Source organism: Streptomyces sp. NPDC047853, from assembly GCF_043204535.1.
Lineage (GTDB): Bacteria > Actinomycetota > Actinomycetes > Streptomycetales > Streptomycetaceae > Streptomyces.
Window position 1 is genome coordinate 610,549 of record NZ_JBIDCI010000001.1, and the last position, 18,249, is coordinate 628,797.

Annotated in this window: 9 protein-coding genes; 6 read left to right on the forward strand and 3 right to left on the reverse strand. The window is 73.0% G+C overall.

What is annotated here, in order from left to right; translation table 11 throughout:
- Nucleotides 1-15: 15 nt before the first annotated feature.
- A complete protein-coding gene (gene moeZ / locus ACGF5T_RS02870) occupies nucleotides 16-1,194 on the forward strand; it encodes an adenylyltransferase/sulfurtransferase MoeZ (RefSeq protein ID WP_055417970.1) in 1,179 nt (392 codons plus the stop codon).
- Nucleotides 1,195-1,265: 71 nt separating this feature from the next.
- Here the strand turns inward: moeZ and ACGF5T_RS02875 are convergent, their stop codons facing one another.
- The 3 genes from ACGF5T_RS02875 to ACGF5T_RS02885 all read right to left on the reverse strand — a co-directional run bounded on the left by ACGF5T_RS02875 (nucleotide 1,266) and on the right by ACGF5T_RS02885 (nucleotide 7,387).
- Nucleotides 1,266-2,807 (reverse strand): alpha/beta hydrolase, encoded by a 1,542-nt coding sequence (locus tag ACGF5T_RS02875; RefSeq protein ID WP_366766101.1) that lies wholly within the window; start codon nucleotides 2,805-2,807, stop codon nucleotides 1,266-1,268.
- Nucleotides 2,808-2,948: 141 nt separating this feature from the next.
- Nucleotides 2,949-4,508 carry an alpha/beta fold hydrolase gene (locus ACGF5T_RS02880; RefSeq protein ID WP_366766102.1) on the reverse strand — a complete coding sequence of 520 codons (1,560 nt, stop codon included), beginning with the start codon at nucleotides 4,506-4,508 and terminating at the stop codon, nucleotides 2,949-2,951.
- Nucleotides 4,509-4,600: 92 nt separating this feature from the next.
- Nucleotides 4,601-7,387, reverse strand: coding sequence for a lysylphosphatidylglycerol synthase transmembrane domain-containing protein (locus ACGF5T_RS02885; protein ID WP_366766103.1), 2,787 nt, complete (start codon nucleotides 7,385-7,387; stop codon nucleotides 4,601-4,603).
- A 185-nt stretch (nucleotides 7,388-7,572) separates the two neighbouring features.
- Here ACGF5T_RS02885 and ACGF5T_RS02890 point away from each other — a divergent pair, with 185 nt between their 5' ends.
- The 5 genes from ACGF5T_RS02890 to nudC all read left to right on the forward strand — a co-directional run bounded on the left by ACGF5T_RS02890 (nucleotide 7,573) and on the right by nudC (nucleotide 18,247).
- Nucleotides 7,573-7,959 (forward strand): MGMT family protein, encoded by a 387-nt coding sequence (locus ACGF5T_RS02890; protein WP_356604352.1) that lies wholly within the window; start codon nucleotides 7,573-7,575, stop codon nucleotides 7,957-7,959.
- A 266-nt stretch (nucleotides 7,960-8,225) separates the two neighbouring features.
- Nucleotides 8,226-11,786: an ATP-dependent DNA helicase gene (locus ACGF5T_RS02895; RefSeq protein WP_366766104.1), complete on the forward strand. Its 3,561-nt coding sequence runs from the start codon at nucleotides 8,226-8,228 to the stop codon at nucleotides 11,784-11,786.
- Between the two features lie 273 nt (nucleotides 11,787-12,059).
- Nucleotides 12,060-15,728 (forward strand): ATP-dependent DNA helicase, encoded by a 3,669-nt coding sequence (locus ACGF5T_RS02900; RefSeq protein ID WP_366766105.1) that lies wholly within the window; start codon nucleotides 12,060-12,062, stop codon nucleotides 15,726-15,728.
- Nucleotides 15,729-15,738: 10 nt separating this feature from the next.
- A complete protein-coding gene (locus tag ACGF5T_RS02905; RefSeq protein ID WP_366766106.1) occupies nucleotides 15,739-17,142 on the forward strand; it encodes a dipeptidase in 1,404 nt (467 codons plus the stop codon).
- 160 nt (nucleotides 17,143-17,302) lie between these two features.
- A complete protein-coding gene (gene nudC, locus ACGF5T_RS02910; protein ID WP_356604360.1) occupies nucleotides 17,303-18,247 on the forward strand; it encodes an NAD(+) diphosphatase in 945 nt (314 codons plus the stop codon).
- Nucleotides 18,248-18,249 lie beyond the last annotated feature (2 nt).

Genomic DNA, 18,249 nt, shown 5'->3' on the forward strand with positions numbered 1-18,249 from the left:
ACCAACGGAGTCCCCGTGTCGCTGCCACCCCTGGTCGAGCCGGCCCCCGAGCTCACCGTAGACGAGGTCCGCAGGTACTCCCGCCACCTGATCATCCCCGACGTGGGGATGGACGGGCAGAAGCGGCTGAAGAACGCCAAGGTGCTCGCCGTGGGCGCGGGCGGCCTCGGCTCGCCGACCCTGATGTACCTGGCGGCAGCCGGTGTCGGCACGCTGGGCATCGTGGAGTTCGACGAGGTCGACGAGTCGAACCTGCAGCGGCAGGTCATCCACAGCCAGGCCGACATCGGCCGGTCCAAGGCCGAGTCCGCCCGCGACACCATCAAGGGCATCAACCCGTACGTGGACGTGGTCCTTCACCAGGAGCGGCTCGAAGCCGACAACGTGATGGACATCTTCAGCCAGTACGACCTGATCGTCGACGGCACGGACAACTTCGCGACCCGCTACCTGGTCAACGACGCCTGCGTGCTGCTGAACAAGCCCTACGTCTGGGGCTCGATCTACCGCTTCGACGGCCAGGCCTCCGTCTTCTGGTCCGAGCACGGCCCCTGCTACCGGTGCCTCTACCCGGAGCCGCCGCCCCCCGGCATGGTCCCCTCCTGCGCCGAGGGCGGCGTCCTGGGCGTGCTGTGCGCGTCGATCGGCTCCATCCAGACCAACGAGGCCATCAAGCTCCTCGCCGGCATCGGCGAGCCGCTGGTCGGGCGCCTGATGATCTACGACGCCCTGGAGATGCAGTACCGCCAGGTCAAGGTCCGCAAGGACCCCGACTGCGCGGTCTGCGGCGAGAACCCGACCGTCACCGAGCTCATCGACTACGAGGCCTTCTGCGGCGTCGTGTCCGAAGAGGCCCAGGCGGCGGCCGCCGACTCCACGATCACTCCCAAGCAGCTCAAGGAGTGGATCGACGACGGTGAGAACATCGAGCTCATCGACGTCCGCGAGCCGAACGAGTTCGAGATCGTCTCCATCCCCGGCGCCCGGCTGATCCCGAAGAACGAGTTCCTGATGGGCTCGGCCCTGGAGAGCCTCCCGCAGGACAAGAAGATCGTCTTGAACTGCAAGACGGGTGTCCGCAGTGCGGAAGTCCTGGCGGTCCTCAAGTCCGCGGGCTTCTCCGACGCCGTCCACGTCGGCGGCGGCGTGATCGGCTGGGTCAACCAGATCGAGCCGGCGAAGCCCGTCTACTGACCGGATCCCGGTCCCGCTCTCGGAACGGCGGGGGTTTCGCGCACCTCGGGTGCCCGAAGCCCCCGCCGCCGTCATGAGCAGACCTTGCCGTCCTCCGGCACCGTGCCCTTCAGCAGATAGGCGTCCACCGCGGAGTCGACGCAGTCGCTCCCGCTTCCGTACGCGCCGTGTCCCTCGCCCTCCCAGGTGAGCATCACACCGACGTCCTCGCCCAGCTCGTCCGCCATCCTGCGGGCACCCTCGTAGGGCGTGGCCGGGTCGCCCGTGTTGCCGACCACCAGGACCGGAGCCGCACCGGACGCGCTCACCTCCGGGGTCTCGTGCTGCCCGGCCACCGGCCAGTCGTGGCACCAGCCGGCCGTGTCCCAGCCGAGGAAGGCTCCGAACACCGGCGAGACCTCCTCGAGCGCCGGCAACCGCTGCTTCGTCTGGGCCGGGGTCGGCCGCTGCCTGTCGTCCAGACACGATATGACCCGCTGTGAGTGGTTCGTGGTGCCGTAGCGGCCCGAGGGGTCGCGCTCGTTGTATCCGTCGGCGAGGGCCAGCAACTCCGACCCGTCGCCCTCCTCGGCCGCCGCCAGCGCGCTGGTCAGGGTCGGCCAGCCGTCCTTGCTGTAGAGCGGCAGCACGATGCCGGTGAGGGCCAGCGTCTGCGTCAGTTCCCGCCCCGACGACGACGTGGGCAGTGGTTCCGCGTCGAGCCGGTCCAGCAGGCCGGCGATCTTACGAGAGCCCTGCTGCGGGTCCTGGCCGGTGGACTTCAGGTAGTCATCGAGGGCTCGCTGGAAGCCCCTGGTCTGGTTCTCCGCGTGACCCATCGTGTCGGCGCCCGGGTCCACGACAGCGTCGAGTATCACGCGTCCCACGTTCTTCGGGAACAGGTGGGCGTAGACGCCGCCCAGCTCGGTGCCGTAGGAGATGCCGAAGTAATGCATCTTCTCGTCGCCCAGGACGTGCCGCATCAGGTCCATGTCGCGAGCGGTGTCGGTGGTCGAGACGTGGGCCATCAGCTTGCCGGCGGCCTTCTCGCAGCCCTTGCCGAAGTCGGCGGCATCCTTCAGGTACGCCTGTTCCTCGGCGGCGGTGTCCGGCGTGGAGTCGACCGACTCGGCGTCCTCGATCGCCTCGTCGGAGCGGCAGCGGATGCCCTCGCTGGCGGCCACCCCGCGTGGATCCCAGCTCACCAGGTCGTAGCGCTCGTGCAGGGAGGAGACGGTGTCCCCGTAGGACGGCATCGTGGAGACGCCCGAGGCGCCGGGGCCGCCGAAGTTGAAGAGCAGCGAGCCGATGCGCTCGTCGCCGGTGGCCTCGGCACGGATCAGCGCGAGGTCGATCGTGTCGCCGTCCGGATCGGCCCAGTCCAGCGGCGCCTTGAGCGTGGCGCACTGCCAGTCGCCCTCGGGCGCCGGTGCGTCCGCGCCGTCCTTGCAGCGGTCCCAGTCGAGGTTCTGCGAGGCCAGCGCATCGGGCACGCCGGACGGAGCCGCGGCCGGGCGCCGTCCGCCGCTCGTGCTCTCCTCGTCCTTGTCCTTGTCGGACGAGCCGCTGCCGCAGCCCGCCGTCAGCAGTGCGGCGGCGGCCGCCGCGGCCGTCCACCGAACGAGACGTGCCATGTGCTCTCCCCCCTCGCAGGCCGTCCGCGCCGTGCGGCGGATGGCTGTCATGCCATGGTAGGTGGACCGCGCCGCACCTGTCGGAGCCTGTGGATAACGCTCTGACCTGCAAATTCGTGAGGGTGTGGGTGGGGTGCGGGGTCAGGGGCAGACGGTGTCGGCCGCCGGCGCCCTGCCGTCCAGCAGATAGCCGTGCACGGCGTTCTGCACGCACTTGTCCTTGCTGTCGTAGGCCCCGTGGCCCTGGCCCTTGTAGGTCAGCTTCACGCCCACGCCCTTCCCCAGCGCGTCCACCATCTTCCCCGCTCCCTCGTAGGGCGTGGCCGGGTCGCCGGTGTTCCCGATCACCAGGATCGGTGCGGCTCCGGGGGCGCTGACGTCCGGGTGCTCGGCGGCGCCGGCCACCGCCCAGTCGGTGCAGCTGAGCATGGACCAGGCGAGGTAGTCGCCGAACAGCGGGGAGGCCGTGCGGAACTGGGGCAGCTTGCGCTCCACGTACGCCGGGTCGTACCGGGGCTTGTCGTCGGCGCAGTTGATGGCGACGTTGGCCGCGGTGATGTTGCTGTACCGGCCGTTCTCGTTGCGGCCGTTCAACGCGTCGGACAGCACCATGAGGACGCGGCCGTCACCGTCGTAGGCCTGTTGCAGGCCGTCCGTGAGGTACTCCCAGAAGTCCTTGGAGTACAGCGCCTGCGCGATGCCGCTGGTGGCGGCGGTCTGCGTGAGTTCGCGGGGGAAGATGCCCGGGATCGGCTTCCGGTCGAGATCCTTCAGCAGCCGGGCGATGCGGTCCTGGACGTCCTGGGCGTCGGACCCGACGGGGCATTCCTCGACCTGCGACGTGCAGTCCTCGGCGAAGTTCTCCAGCGCCAGCTGGAAGCCCTCGGCCTGTGCCAGCGAGCCCTGTTCCGGGGACTGCACCGGGTCGACGACCGCGTCGAAGACGGCACGCCCCACCTTCCCGGGGAACAGGTGGGCGTAGACGCCACCGAGTTCGGTGCCGTAGGAGATACCGAAGTAGTACAGCTCGTCGTCGCCGAGAACCTGGCGCATCAGGTCCATGTCGCGGGCGGCGTCGGTGGTGGCCACGTGCGGAAGGATGCTCTTGGAGTGCTTCTCGCAGGCCGCGTTGAACTTCTCCGTGTTGTCCAGCAACGCGGTGCGCTCGGCCGCGTCGTCGGGTGTCGCGTCCTGCTGGAAGTACGCGTCGAGCTGCTTGTCGTCCAGGCACTCCACGGGGTCGCTGCGTCCGACCCCGCGAGGGTCGAAGCTGACCAGGTCGTACCGGGTGCGCAGCGTCGCGTAGTCCTGGCCGAAGGCGGGCAGGGTGGTGACACCCGATCCGCCCGGGCCGCCGAAGTTGAAGACGAGCGAGCCGATCCGCCGGTCCGCCGCACCGCTGGTCCGGGCGCGGATCAGCGCCAGGCCGATGGTGTCCCCCTCGGGGTCGTCCCAGTCGAGCGGCGCCTTCATGGTGGCGCACTGCCACGCGTCGCCGTCCGGCAGGGGGGAGGGGGCGGTGCCGCCGCCCTCGGCCTCGGACGGCGCCGGGCAGTCCTTCCAGTCGAGCTTCTGCGCGGTCAGGTCCTCGTCGCCGCTCGCATCGCCCCCGGAGGCGTCGCTGCAGCCCGTCAGCAGGGCGGACAGCACTACGGCGGTGGCGGTCAGACCGGCGGCGCGCGACCGGGAGGCGTTCGGCATGCCTCCATCGTGCGGTCGGGTGCGCCCGCGTGCTCGGGGCAGGAGCCGTACGAGGTACCCGGGCCGCTCGGACGGCGTCCGCCACCAGGGCGTTACAGCGCCTCTTTCCGCGTCAGGTGGTTGAAGACCAGCCAGCCGGGCAGGACCGGCAGCCACAGCGTGAGCAGCCGGTAGAGGAGCACCGCGGGTGCGGCGACCTCCTTGGGCAGACCGACGGCGATCAGACCGACCGTCAGGGTCGCCTCCACCGCCCCCACGCCGCCGGGCGTCGGCGCCGCCGACCCCAGCGCGTTGCCGGCGAGGAAGACGACCGCGACGCTCGCCAGGCTGATCGACGTCGTTTCGTCCCCGAAGGCCCGGATCGAGGCGTCCAGGCACATCACGAAGCAGGCGGTGAGCAGCAGCATGCCGCCGATTCCGGTGATCAGCTTCTGCGGGCGCTGCAGCACGTCCAGCATGCGCGGCACGACGCCGGCGAAGAGCGACCGTACGCGCGTGACGACGAATTTCCGCAGGAACGGCACCGAGGTCACCACGAGCACGAGCACCGCGACGGTCAGCAGACCCGCGATCACCGTCCGGGACGGCGACAGCGACGGCGTCTTCTCGGTGCCGGTCAGATAGCCGAAGGCCAGCAGCATCAGGATGTGACAGCCGAGCCCGAACAGCTGGGACGCGCCGACACTCGCCACGGCGAGCCCCGGACGGACACCGGCGCGCTGGAGGAAACGGGTGTTCAGGGCGACGCCGCCGACCGCGGCCGGGGCGACGATCTTCACGAACGACCCGGCGACCTGGGCGGCGACCGTCCGCATGAACGGGACCCGCTCCGGTACGAAGCCCAGCAGTGCCATGGCCGCCGCCACGTAGCTCGCCGCCGAGAACAGTACGGCCGCGGCGACCCACCCCCACTCGGCGTTCGAGATCAGCGGACCGAACTCGATGTGGGTGAGCTGCGTCAGCAGGAAGTAGGCGCCGATGGCCCCGGCGATGAAGCTGATCAGGGTGCGTGGACGCACCCGTTCCAGACGGGCCGGCTCGACGGGGGCCTGCGGCCTGATCCGCAGCACCGCGTGCCGGATCAGGGTGAGCAGGTCCTCCTCGCGCGCCTCCTCCAGCGCCTCGTCCACGGCCCGCTTCTCCGCACGCTGCTCGGCGCGAGCGGCCTTCTTCTCGCTCTTCTCCGCCTTGTCCGTCCCCCCGGCCTTGTCGAGGTGGACCGGCGCGGGCGCCGTGTCGTCGCCTGCGGCGGCCTCCGCGCGGGCCAGCTTGGCCTGCCGGGACGATTCCAGGACCGCCTCCCGCTCGCGCTGGGCCCGCTCCCGGGCCAGTCGGCGCAAAGTCGCGCGCGTGGAGCGGCTGAGGGCGATGGGCTGGAGCATCGGCAGGCAGTCGGCCACGGCGTCGGGACCGAGCACCGCCACCGCGGAGGCGACCGCGCGTTCGGCGCCCACCCGCAGGCCGAGCGTGACGAGGAGCTGGGAGACGTCCATGCGCAGCAGCAGGTCCCCGGCGGCGATCTCGCCGATGCGCAGGTCGGTGAGGATCACCGTGCCGGAACGATCCACCAGGATGGCGTCACCCACCAGCCTGCGGTGCGCGATGCGCCGGGACTGAAGGGCCCGCACCTGTTCCCAGGTGCCGCGCAGCAGGTCGTCGGTGATCTCCTCGTCCGCCAGGGAGTCGAGGCTGCGCCCCCCGGTGTGCTCGTACACGAGCATCACGGCGTCGGGTCCCAGCTCGGACGTCGCGATCAGCTTGGGTGCGTGGGCGCCGGCCGCGATCGCCGCGTAGGCGAGCAGCGCCTCCTGCTCCAGGGCCTGGCGCAGCGACGGCAGGCTGCTGCGGGTCGCGAAGCCGCGGAGCGTGAGGTTCCGCCACGCGCGGTAGAAGAAGCCCTGCGCCTGCTGCTCCCGGTCGACCACCGTGACGTCCAGCGGTCGGCCGTCCTCCAGGGTGACGAAGTAGCGGCGGCCGCGGTCCCCGGTCTCCGCGGTGTCCGACGGCGCCTCCTCGCGCGCGGCGGTCACCGGGCGGAAGCCGACGTGCCGCAGGCCCGCCATCAGCGTGCGCCCGGTCGGGCGGACGTTGGGGGAGCCGACGGCGTACAGCGTTCCGTAGGCCACGGTCCAGCCGATGAGGACCGTCAGGATGATCGAGAACGGAGTCGTGTAGCCGGTGACGAGCATGGAGAACGCGTCGAGGAGCAGCACGATCCACAGCACCGCGCGCCAGCGGGGTCTGCGGGACATGCCGACGGCCGTCATGTACGCGATGACCGGCGCCAGATAGCCGTGCACCGGGTCCGTCAGCGCGTGGATGTCGCCGGGCGACGGCTGGGTGAGCGCCTCCTGGATGGAGCCCGGGGCGGCCTTGGCGACCCAGAGGTCGGTGGCGAGCGTCACTCCGTGCGCGAGGACGGCCGCGAGGACGCCGTCGGCGATCCGCAGCCCGTCCCGTTTGATGAGCCGCTCGATCGCGAAGGCGACCGGCACCAGGAGGATCGCGATGCTGGAGGCCAGTCCGGCGATCTTGATCAGCAGATCGGGTGCCTGCCCCGTGCCCTTGTTGATGTCCTGTTCGAGGCCCGACGTGGTGCCGTGCGCGAAGGCGGCGACGGCCAGCAGTACGGCGACGGCGAGCACGCCCACCAGGAGCCGCATCAGGTCGGACGGGCGGTGCACGCGCGCGGGGAGCAGCGGTTCGTCGCCCTCCACCTCGTCGATGTGCGCCACGTCGTCGGGGTCGGCGGCCGTCGCCGTGCCGCCCGTGGCCGATCTGCGGCCCGACTTCTCGCCGCTTCGGTCCCCGGTGTCCGGGCGCGACGAAGAGTCAGAGGTGCCCTCGGCGTCCTCGGGCTGCACACCCTGCTGCTTCATCGCCTCTTCATGCTCCCGTATCACTGGTCACCGCCCGCACGATGGTGGCATGTCGCGTCGGTCTCGGCAGGCATCAGGGTGCCTGTGCGGGCCGCACAGTCTGCCCGACGCGCCGCTTCCGGGCGAGGGACGCGCACCGTCGCGGGCACGCGGCGTTGTCGGTGGGGTGGGGCAGGATGGGACGGATGAGTGAGCAGAACCTTTCGGACGATGTCGTCCCGGAGTACGCGGACACGCTGCCCGAGTACGCCGAGCGTGTCCTCGAGGTGACCGAACTGATCCCGCCGGGCCGCGTCCTGACGTACGGAGACGTCGCCGAGTACCTGGAGGACGGGGGACCGCGACAGGTCGGGCGGGTGATGTCCCTGTACGGGGGAGGGGTGCCGTGGTGGCGTGTCGTCCGCGCGGACGGGGTCCTGCTCGCGGGCCACGAACTGGAGGCGCTCGCCCGCTACCGGGAGGAGGGCACTCCCCTGAAGGGGGCGAGCAGAGCCGCGGAGGGTCACCTGCCGCGCCTCGACCTGAAGCGGGCGCGGTGGGACGGCGGCGAACGCGCGCAGGGTCACACCTGACAGCTTCCGCCATCGGGCGGACGGATGTGTGACCGGTGATCCATGTGAGGGAAATGGGGCCCTTCGGGCACACGCGGTGCATGACGTACGTTCGTGGGGCGGGGGACGCAGGCGCCGTGAGTGACCCGAGGGAAGAAGAGGAAGCTCTCCTTCCGTCTCGGCCGTCGGCGTAGCGTCAGCCGCACGCGTCCCCCTCATCCCGGGGCCACCGCCGCACCCGCGGCGCGGACGGCCCACCAGCACACCCACCAGGACCGGCGAACCACGTGAGCTCCTCTTCCTCCACCGGACACCCGTCGCACCCCCAGGTGCGACGGGGGAGCCGTGGCGCTTACCGACTGGTGCGTACCCCGCCGGCGCGCACGGACCCCCCTCGTCTGGACGCCGCACAGCGCGCCGTGGTTGACCACACGCGCGGACCACTGCTCGTCCTCGCCGGCCCGGGCACCGGCAAGACCACCACGCTGGTCGAGTCCGTGGCGGAGCGGATCGCCCGCGGCGGCGACCCCGAGCGGATCCTGGTCCTGACCTTCAGCCGCAAGGCGGCCGTCGAGCTGCGGGACCGGATGGCGCTCCGCATGGGCGCGGCGCGTGCCCCGCGGGCGACGACCTTCCACTCCTTCGGCTACGCCCTGGTCCGCGCCCACCAGGACAGCGAGCTGTTCGTGGAGCCGCTGCGGCTGCTCTCCGGCCCCGAGCAGGACGTGACGGTACGGGAGCTGCTCGCCGGCCAGGCCGACCTGGAGCGGCTCGGCCTGGCCCATGTGCGCTGGCCGGACGAACTGCGCGCCTGCCTGACCACCCGTGGCTTCGCCGACGAGGTCCGGGCGGTCCTCGCGCGCAGCCGCGAACTGGGGCTCGGCCCGGACGCGCTCGCGGCCTTCGCCCGGCGCATCGGCCGCCCGGACTGGCGGGCCGCCGCCGTCTTCCTCGCCGAGTACCTGGACGTGCTCGATCTGCAGGGCGTGCTCGACTACGCGGAACTCGTCCACCGCGCGGTGCTCCTCGCCCGGCGCCCCGAGGTCGCCGCGCACCTGGCCGCCCAGTACGACGCGGTGTACGTCGACGAGTACCAGGACACCGACCCCGCCCAGGTCAGGCTCCTGCACGCGCTGGCGGGCGACGGGCGCACCCTCGTCGCCTTCGGCGACCCGGACCAGTCGATCTACGCCTTCCGGGGCGCGGACGTGAACGGCATCCTGGAGTTCCCGAGCGCCTTCCCGCGGGCGGACGGCCGGCCGGCGCCGGTCGAGGTGCTGCGGACCTCGCGCCGGTCCGGTGGCGCCCTGCTGGCCGCCACCCGGCTGCTGACCCAGCGCATGCCACTGACCCGCCTCCCCGCCGACAAGGTGCGCGCCCACCGCGACCTGGCTCCGGTGCGGGACGGGGGCCGCGTCGAGGCGTACACCTACCCGACGGCCGGCACCGAACTGGACAACATCGCCGACATCCTGCGCCGGGCCCACCTGGAGGACGGCGTGCCGTGGGGCGAGATGGCCGTCCTCGTGCGCGCCGGTTCGCGCACGATACCGGCCGTCCGCCGGGCCCTCACCGCGGCCGGCGTCCCCCTGGACATCGACGGCGACGACCTCCCCCTGCGCCACGAGCCGGCGGTGGCGCCCTTGCTGACGGCTCTGCGGGCCGTGGCTCAGGCGGAGGCGGGGGAGCACTCCGGGGCGGGAGCCGGTGACGCGGCCGGGGCCGGGGAACCCGCGGCCGAGGAGGGGCCTGCGACGGAGGCCGGGACCGCTCGTGAGGGCGCGGACCCCCGGAAGGAGACCGCATCCGAGGCGGGCGTCGACGCATCGGCCACGGGCGCGGAGGGCAGGGGCGCGGAGGTCACGAACGCGGAGAGCACGCGTGCGGAGGCCATGGACGCGGAGGGCACGCGCGCGGAGGCCACGGACGCGGAGGCCGAGGGTGCCCCCCGCCCGGAGGAGCCGTGCTGGCTTGCCACCGAGACCGCCCTCACCCTGCTCACCTCCCCCCTCGCCGGCATGGACGCCGCCGACCTGCGCCGCCTCGGCCGCGCCCTGCGCGAGGAGGAGCGTGCCGCCGGCAACCCGTTGCCGCCACCCTCCGACCGGCTGCTCGCGCAGGCACTGGCCGAACCCGAACGACTGGCCGTGCACGACCCCGCGTACGCGCGCGGCGCCCAGCGCCTGGGCGGCCTGCTCCGCAAGGCCCGCGAGCGTCTGGCGGGCGGCGGCAGCGCCGAAGAGGCGCTGTGGGACCTGTGGGACGGCACCCCGTGGCCCACCCGCCTGGAACGCTCCGCCCGGCGCGGCGGCGCGGCCGGCCGGAACGCCGACCGCGACCTCGACGCCGTCTGCGCGCTCTTCGCGACGGCTGCCCGCGCGGAAGAGCGCATCGGCGGCCGGGGTGCCCTGAACTTCCTGGAGGAGATCGACGCCGAGGACATCGCCGCGGACACCCTCACGCGGCGTGCCGTACGCCCCGACGCCGTCCGCCTGATGACCGCGCACCGCTCGAAGGGGCTGGAGTGGCGGCTGGTGGTCGTCGCGGGCGTCCAGGAGGGCCTGTGGCCGGACCTGCGCCGCCGAGGCTCCCTCCTCGAGGCCGACCGCATCGGCCGCGACGGACTCGCCGAACCGCTCACGCCCGGCGCGCTGCTCGCCGAGGAACGCCGCCTGTTCTACGTGGCAGCCACCCGCGCGCGCGAACGGCTCGTGGTGACCGCCGTGAAGGCACCGGCCGACGACGGCGACCAGCCGTCCCGGTTCCTGACCGAACTCGGCGTCCAACCCGCCGACGTGACGGGCCGCCCCCGCCGGCCCCTCGCGGTCGCGGCACTCGTCGCCGAGCTGCGCGCCACCACCGTGGACCCCCGCGTCTCCGCACCGCTGAGGGAGGCCGCCGCCCGCCGGCTGGCCCGGCTGGCCGCCCTCACCGACGAGGACGGCCGCCCCTTGGTGCCGTCCGCCCACCCCTACCGCTGGTGGGGCATGTGGGACCCGACCGAGAGCAAGGTGCCGCTGCGCGACCGCGACCAGCCCGTCACGCTCTCCGGCAGCGCCCTCGACCAGCTGGCCAACACCTGCGCCCTGCAGTGGTTCCTCGGCCGCGAGGTCAAGGCGGACGCGCCGGCGACCGCCGCCCAGGGCTTCGGCAACGTGGTGCACGTCCTCGCCGACGAGGTGGCCTCGGGGCAGACTCCGGCCGACCTCGCCGTCCTCATGGAACGTCTGGACTCCGTGTGGAACGCGCTCGCCTTCGACGCGCCGTGGAAGTCGGCGCAGGAGAAGGCCAACGCGCGCGTGGCGCTCGAACGCTTCCTGAAGTGGCACGTCATGGACCGCTCCGGACGCACGCCGGTGGCCAGCGAGCACGACTTCGACGTGACCCTGGAGGCGGGCGACTACGAGGTGCGCATCCGCGGCCAGATGGACCGGGTCGAGGCCGACGGGGACGGCCGCGCCTACGTCGTCGACTTCAAGACCGGGAAGCAGGCGCCGACCTCCGCGGAGGTGGCCCGCCACCCCCAGCTGGCCGTCTACCAGCTGGCCGTTCGTGAGGGGGCCGTCGACGAGGTGTTCGACGGCACCCGCCCGGCACCGGGCGGCGCCGAACTGGTCCAGCTCCGCCAGGGCGCGCCCGTACGGGACGGTGGCGAGGCCCTCCCCAAGGTGCAGGCGCAGGAATCGCTGGAGGGGCCGGCGGGTGAGTGGGTGGGGGACCTCCTGGCCACCGCCGCCGGCAAGGTCCTCGACGAACGGTTCACCCCCACCGCGGGCCAGCACTGCACCCACTGCGCCTTCCGCGCGTCCTGCAGCGCACGGCCCGAGGGACGGCACGTCGTGGAGTGAGCCGGCGGGGTGGCGGCCCTGTGCGCAGGTTCCTGCGCGTCTTGAGCATCCCCGCGCGAGCCCTGCGTGCGCATTCCGCGCGAGCCCGGGTACGAACTCCGCGTACGAACTCCGCGTGCCAGCTCCCGGGCAACGGGACGGCAGGACGGCAGGACGGGCCAAGCCTGAGCGGACCGGTGTGATGAGCGGCACCACAGGTGCTGACCTGCGCATCTCGCCTCCCGCGCGGCGATCCGGCACCCGCTGTCAGTGGCCGCCGCTAGCCTCTCTGACGTGTCCGCCCATCTCACGGATCCCGAACAGCTCAAGGAGCTCCTCGGCATCCCCTTCACCCCGGAGCAGACGGCCTGCATCATCGCGCCGCCCGCCCCGCAGGTGATCGTGGCCGGCGCCGGGTCCGGGAAGACGACGGTGATGGCGGCGCGCGTGGTGTGGCTGGTCGGCACCGGTCAGGTCGCCCCGGAACAGGTCCTCGGCCTCACCTTCACCAACAAGGCCGCCGGTGAACTCGCCGAACGCGTGCGCAAGGCGCTGATCAAGGCCGGCGTCACCGACCCGGACGTGATCGACCCGGACAACCCGCCGGGCGAACCGGTGATCTCCACGTACCACGCCTTCGCGGGCCGTCTCCTGGCCGACCACGGTCTGCGCCTAGGGCTGGAACCGACCTCCCGGCTGCTCGCCGACGCCACGCGCTACCAGCTCGCCGCGCGGGTGCTGCGCGAGGCCCCCGGTCCCTATCCGTCCCTCACCCGCTCCTTCGCCGACCTGGTCAGCGACCTCCTCGCCCTCGACGCGGAACTCGCCGAGCACCTCGTACGCCCGGAGGAACTGCGCACCTGGGACGCCGGCCTCCTGGAGTCCCTGCGGAGCGTCAAGCTCAGCAACGCCGACCTGCGCAAGGTTCCCGAGGCCGCCGCCGCCCGCCGGGAGCTGGCCGAGCTGGTGATCCGCTACCGGGCCGCAAAACGCGAACGGGACCTGCTCGACTTCGGCGACCAGATCGCCCTGTCCGCTCAGCTCGCCGGGCTCCCGGAAGTGGGCCGCGTCCTGCGCGACGAGTTCCGTGTCGTCCTGCTCGACGAGTACCAGGACACCTCGGTGGCCCAGCGCGTCCTCCTGGCGGGCCTGTTCGGCGCCGGCACCGGCCACCCCGTCACCGCCGTGGGCGACCCCTGCCAGGCGATCTACGGCTGGCGCGGCGCCTCCGTCGCCAACCTCGACGACTTCCCCGAGCACTTCGCCCACGACGACGGCCGCCCCGCGACCCGCCAGGCGCTCAGCCAGAACCGCCGCAGCGGCGGCCGTCTCCTCGATCTCGCCAACGACCTCGCCGAGCCCCTGCGCGCCATGCACGCGGGCGTCGAGGCCCTGCGCCCCGCCCCCGGCGTCGAGCGTGACGGGACGGTCCGCTGCGCCCTGCTGCGCACCCACGCCGAGGAGATCGACTGGATCGCCGACTCCGTCGCCCACCTCGTGCGCACCGGCAAGGCGCCCGCCGAGATCGCCGTCCTGTGCCGTACGGCGACCGACTTCGCCGCGATCCAGGGGGCGCTGGTCGCCCGCGACGTCCCCGTGGAGGTCGTGGGCCTCTCCGGCCTGCTGCACCTGCCCGAGGTGGCCGACCTGGTCGCCGTCTGCGAAGTGCTCCAGGACCCCGGCGCCAACGCCTCCCTGGTCCGCCTGCTCACCGGGCCCCGCTGGCGGATCGGCCCCCGGGACCTCGCCCTCCTCGGACGACGGGCCCGGCTACTCGTCGCGCACGCGCACGTGGAGGACGGCGACGACCCCGACCGGCGGCTCGCCGCGGCCGTCGAGGGGGTCGACCCGTCCGAGGTGGTATCGCTCGCGGACGCCCTGGACACCTTCCTGGAGACGCCCCTGGACGGCACCGGGGACGACGACGGGCTGCCCTTCTCGTCCGACGCGCGGGTGCGGTTCGCGCGGCTGGCCACCGAGCTGCGCGACCTGCGCCGGGCGCTGTCCGACCCCCTCATGGACGTGCTGCACCGCGTCCTCGCCGTCACCGGCCTGGAGGTCGAGCTGTCGGCGTCCCCGCACGCCCTGGCCGCCCGCCGCCGCGAGACCCTGTCGAACTTCCTGGACGTCGCCGCCTCCTTCGCCGCGAGCGACGGCGAGGCCTCCCTGCTCGCCTTCCTCGGCTTCCTGCGTACCGCCGCCCAGTACGAGAAGGGCCTCGACAACGCCCTGCCGGGTGGCGAGAACACCGTCAAGGTGCTCACCGCGCACAAGTCGAAGGGCCTGGAGTGGGACGTCGTCGCCGTGCCCGGTCTGGTCACCGGCACCTTCCCCAGTGGCCAGGGCCGTGAGAAGTGGACCGCCCAGGGCAAGGTGCTGCCGCACGGTCTGCGAGGCGACGCCGACACGCTGCCCGACGTGCCCTCCTGGGACTCGCGCGGCCTGAAGGCCTTCCACGAGGCCATGAAGGAGCACCAGCACACCGAGGAGCTCCGACTCGGTTACGTCACCTTCACCCGCCCCCGGTCCCTGCTGCTGGGTTCCGGCCACTGGTGGGGACCCAGCCAGAAGAAGCCCCGGGGACCCTCCGACTTCCTCATGGCCCTGTACGAACACTGCGCCGCCGGACACGGTGAGATCGAGGCCTGGGCCGACGAACCGGCCGAGGACGAGGAGAACCCGGCACTGCACCGGGCGACCGCCGACCAGGCCTGGCCGCTGCCCCTGGACGACGCTGCCCTCGCCCGCCGCCGGGCCGCCGCCGAAACGGTCCTCGCCCACCTGGACGCCCTCACCTCCCAGGACGGCGCCCCCGCGGTCACGCACGACCCCGACGCCTACGACGACCCGGACTGGCCGCCACCCCCCGCCGACGACGAAGCACTCCAGCAGGCGGAGGAAGAGGAACCGTTCGGGGTCGAAGACCCCACGGACTGGGACTCCTGGACCAGGGACCGCCCTGCCACCCCACCGGCCGCCCCTGCCACCCCACTGGACGGCCCCGCCACAGCGCCCGGGGGCCCTGCCACGCCCCCTGGCGGCCCAGCCACGCCGCCGGAAGACCCCGCTACGCCCCCGGCCGGCCCCGTCACCGCGCCGGACGGCCACACCCCACCGCCGCCCGCCCGCCCCACCGTCCCCCACCAGGCGCCCCCTCCGGGCGAGGAGGCAGCCCGCACCGGCCGGCTCCGCGGCCACCCCCGGGAGCCGGAGCCCTCCGCCCCCTCCCGCCTCACGCCGGAGGAGGCCCGGACCGTCGCCTCCTGGGACCGCGACCTCGACGCGCTCACCGGTGAGCTCCTGCGCGCCCGCGAGAGCGTCACCGAGGTGCGCCTCCCGGCGTCCCTGACCGCCACCCAGCTGATGGACCTGGCCGCCGACCCGGACGGCTTCGCGCAGGAGCTGGCCCGCCCGATGCCGCGCCCGCCCCAGCCGGCCGCCCGCCGCGGCACCCGCTTCCACGCCTGGGTCGAGGCCCGCTTCGAACCGCTGACGCTGCCCTTCCTGGAGCCCGGGGAACTGCCCGGCAGCGAGGCCGAAGTCGCCGACGAGCACGACCTGGAGTTCCTCAAGGACGCCTTCGAACGCACCGAGTACGCCCGCCGGACCCCCTACCGCGTCGAGGCCCCGTTCCAGCTCACCCTCGCCGGCCGTGTCGTCCGAGGCCGCATGGACGCCGTCTACAAGGAGGGCGACGGGGCGACGGCGACGTACGAGATCGTCGACTGGAAGACCAGCCGTGCCGGTACCGCGGACCCGCTCCAGCTCGCGCTGTACCGCCTCGCCTGGGCCGAGCAGCAGCGCGTACCGCTGGATTCGGTGACGGCCGCCTTCCTGTTCGTACGCACGGGCGAGGTCGTCCGGCCCGCCGGCCTCCCGGACCGCGCCGCGCTGGAGAACCTGCTGCTGGCCGACCCGGTCGGTGACGAACCGCACGGTCAGGGTGTCCGTGCGGGCCGATAGGCTCGTGAGCATGAGCGAGACCCCGGACAGCGCTGTCCGTACGTACATCGAGCACCACCGCGTCGCCTTCCTCGACGACCTCGTCGAGTGGCTGCGCATCCCGTCCGTGTCGGCACAGCCCGCGCACACGCCCGATGTACACCGCAGCGCCGACTGGCTCGCCGCCAAGCTCAAGGAGACAGGCTTCCCGACCGCCGAGGTGTGGCCGACCCCGGGCGCCCCCGCCGTGTTCGCCGAGTGGCCCTCCGGTGACCCGCAGGCACCGACGATCCTCGTCTACGGCCACCACGACGTGCAGCCCGCCGCCCGCGAGGACGGCTGGCACAGCGAGCCCTTCGAACCCCTCGTCAGGGACGGCCGCCTCTACGCGCGCGGGGCGTCGGACGACAAGGGCCAGGTGTTCTTCCACACACTGGGCGTCCGCGCACACCTCGCCGCGACCGGCCGCACCGCCCCGGCGGTGAACCTGAAGCTGCTGATCGAGGGCGAGGAGGAGTCCGGATCCCCGCACTTCCGCGCCCTGGTCGAGGAGCGCGCCGAGCGGCTCACCGCCGACGCGGTGATCGTCTCGGACACCGGCATGTGGTCCGAGGACACCCCCACCGTCTGCACCGGCATGCGCGGCCTCGCCGAGTGCGAGATCCGGCTGCACGGCCCCGACCAGGACGTCCACTCCGGCTCCTTCGGCGGCGCCGTCCCCAACCCGGCCACCGCCGTCGCCCGCCTCGTCGCAGCCCTGCACGACGAGCACGGGCGCGTGGCCGTCCCGGGCTTCTACGACGGCGTCGTCGCCCTCACCGAACGCGAACGCGCCCTCTTCGCCGAGCTGCCCTTCGACGAGCGGCAGTGGCTCCACACGGCCAAGTCGTACGCCGCCCACGGCGAGGCCGGGCACACCACCCTGGAGCGCATCTGGGCCCGCCCCACCGCCGAGGTCAACGGCATCGGCGGCGGCTACCAGGGCCCGGGCAGCAAAACGATCATCCCGTCGTCCGCCATGGTGAAGCTCTCCTTCCGGCTGGTCGCGGGTCAGGACCCCGACCAGGTGGAGAAGGCCGTCCGCGCCTGGATCGCCGAGCAGGTGCCGCCCGGCGTCCGCTGCGAGATCGACTTCGGATCGGCCACCCGCCCGTGCCTGACCCCGCTGGACCACCCGGCGCTGCGGTCCGTGGTCCGCGCCATGGGCCGGGCCTTCGGGAAGCCGGTCCGCTTCACCCGCGAGGGCGGCTCCGGACCGGCCGCCGACCTCCAGGACGTCCTCGGCGCACCCGTGCTCTTCCTGGGCATCTCCGTGCCGTCCGACGGCTGGCACGCCCCGAACGAGAAGGTCGAGCTCGACCTGCTCCTCAAGGGCGTCGAGGCCTCCGCCCACCTGTGGGGCGACCTGGCGGAGCACTGGCGCCACGCGCCCTGAGCACCCCGCCCGGTCCGCGTCCGGACCGGTGTCGCGGGCGCGGCACACTGATAAGGCCGCCCGCACCACCGAGCCCTCCCGGACCCGGTCGCCGCCCCTCGTACGAACCGCTGAACCGCCTGCCGAACCGAACCGCTCACCGGGGGAGTTGGAAGCACCCGTGACCACCTGGACCGACCACACAGCCGACCGTCCCATCTCGCTCACCGCCCCGAGCGGCGTCGACCGCGCCGCCCACCACCGCCTCGACGAGGCCTGGCTCGCGGCGGCGTGGAGCCATCCTTCGACGCGCTGCTTCGTGGTCTCCGGCGGTCAGGCCCTCATCGACGAGACGCCCGACGGGCGGACCGAACTCGTCATGACCCCCTCCTTCGAAGCCCCGCTCACCGAGGCGCACCGGTACTTCCTGGGCACCGACGAGGAGGGTGTCAGCTACTTCGCCCTGCAGAAGGACTCCCTGCCCGGCCGCATGGACCAGTCCGCCCGCGCGGCGGGCCTGCGCGAGGCCGGGCTGCTCCTGTCGCCCCGGGACGCCGGTCTCATGGTCCACGCGGTGGCCCTGGAGAACTGGCAGCGCCTGCACCGGTTCTGTTCCCGCTGCGGGGAACGGACCGTCATCGCCGCCGCCGGCCACATCCGGCGCTGCCCCGCCTGCGGCGCCGAGCACTACCCGCGTACCGACCCCGCCGTGATCATGGCGGTCACGGACGGCGAGGACCGCATCCTGCTGGGCCGCCAGGTGCACTGGCCCGAGGGCCGCTTCTCGACGCTCGCCGGTTTCGTGGAGCCGGGCGAGTCCATCGAGCAGTCGGTGCGCCGCGAGGTGTACGAGGAGGTCGGCGTCGCCGTCGGCCCCGTCGAGTACGTCGCCAGCCAGCCCTGGCCCTTCCCGTCCAGCCTGATGCTCGGCTTCATGGCCCACGCCACCTCGACCGAGATCAACGTCGACGGCGACGAGATCCACGAGGCCCGCTGGTTCTCCCGCGACGAGCTGGGCGCCGCCTTCGAGACCGGCGAGGTGCTCCCGCCCTACGGCATCTCGATCGCGGCCCGCCTGATCGAACTCTGGTACGGCAAGCCGCTGCCCACGCGCGGCGCTTTCTGACG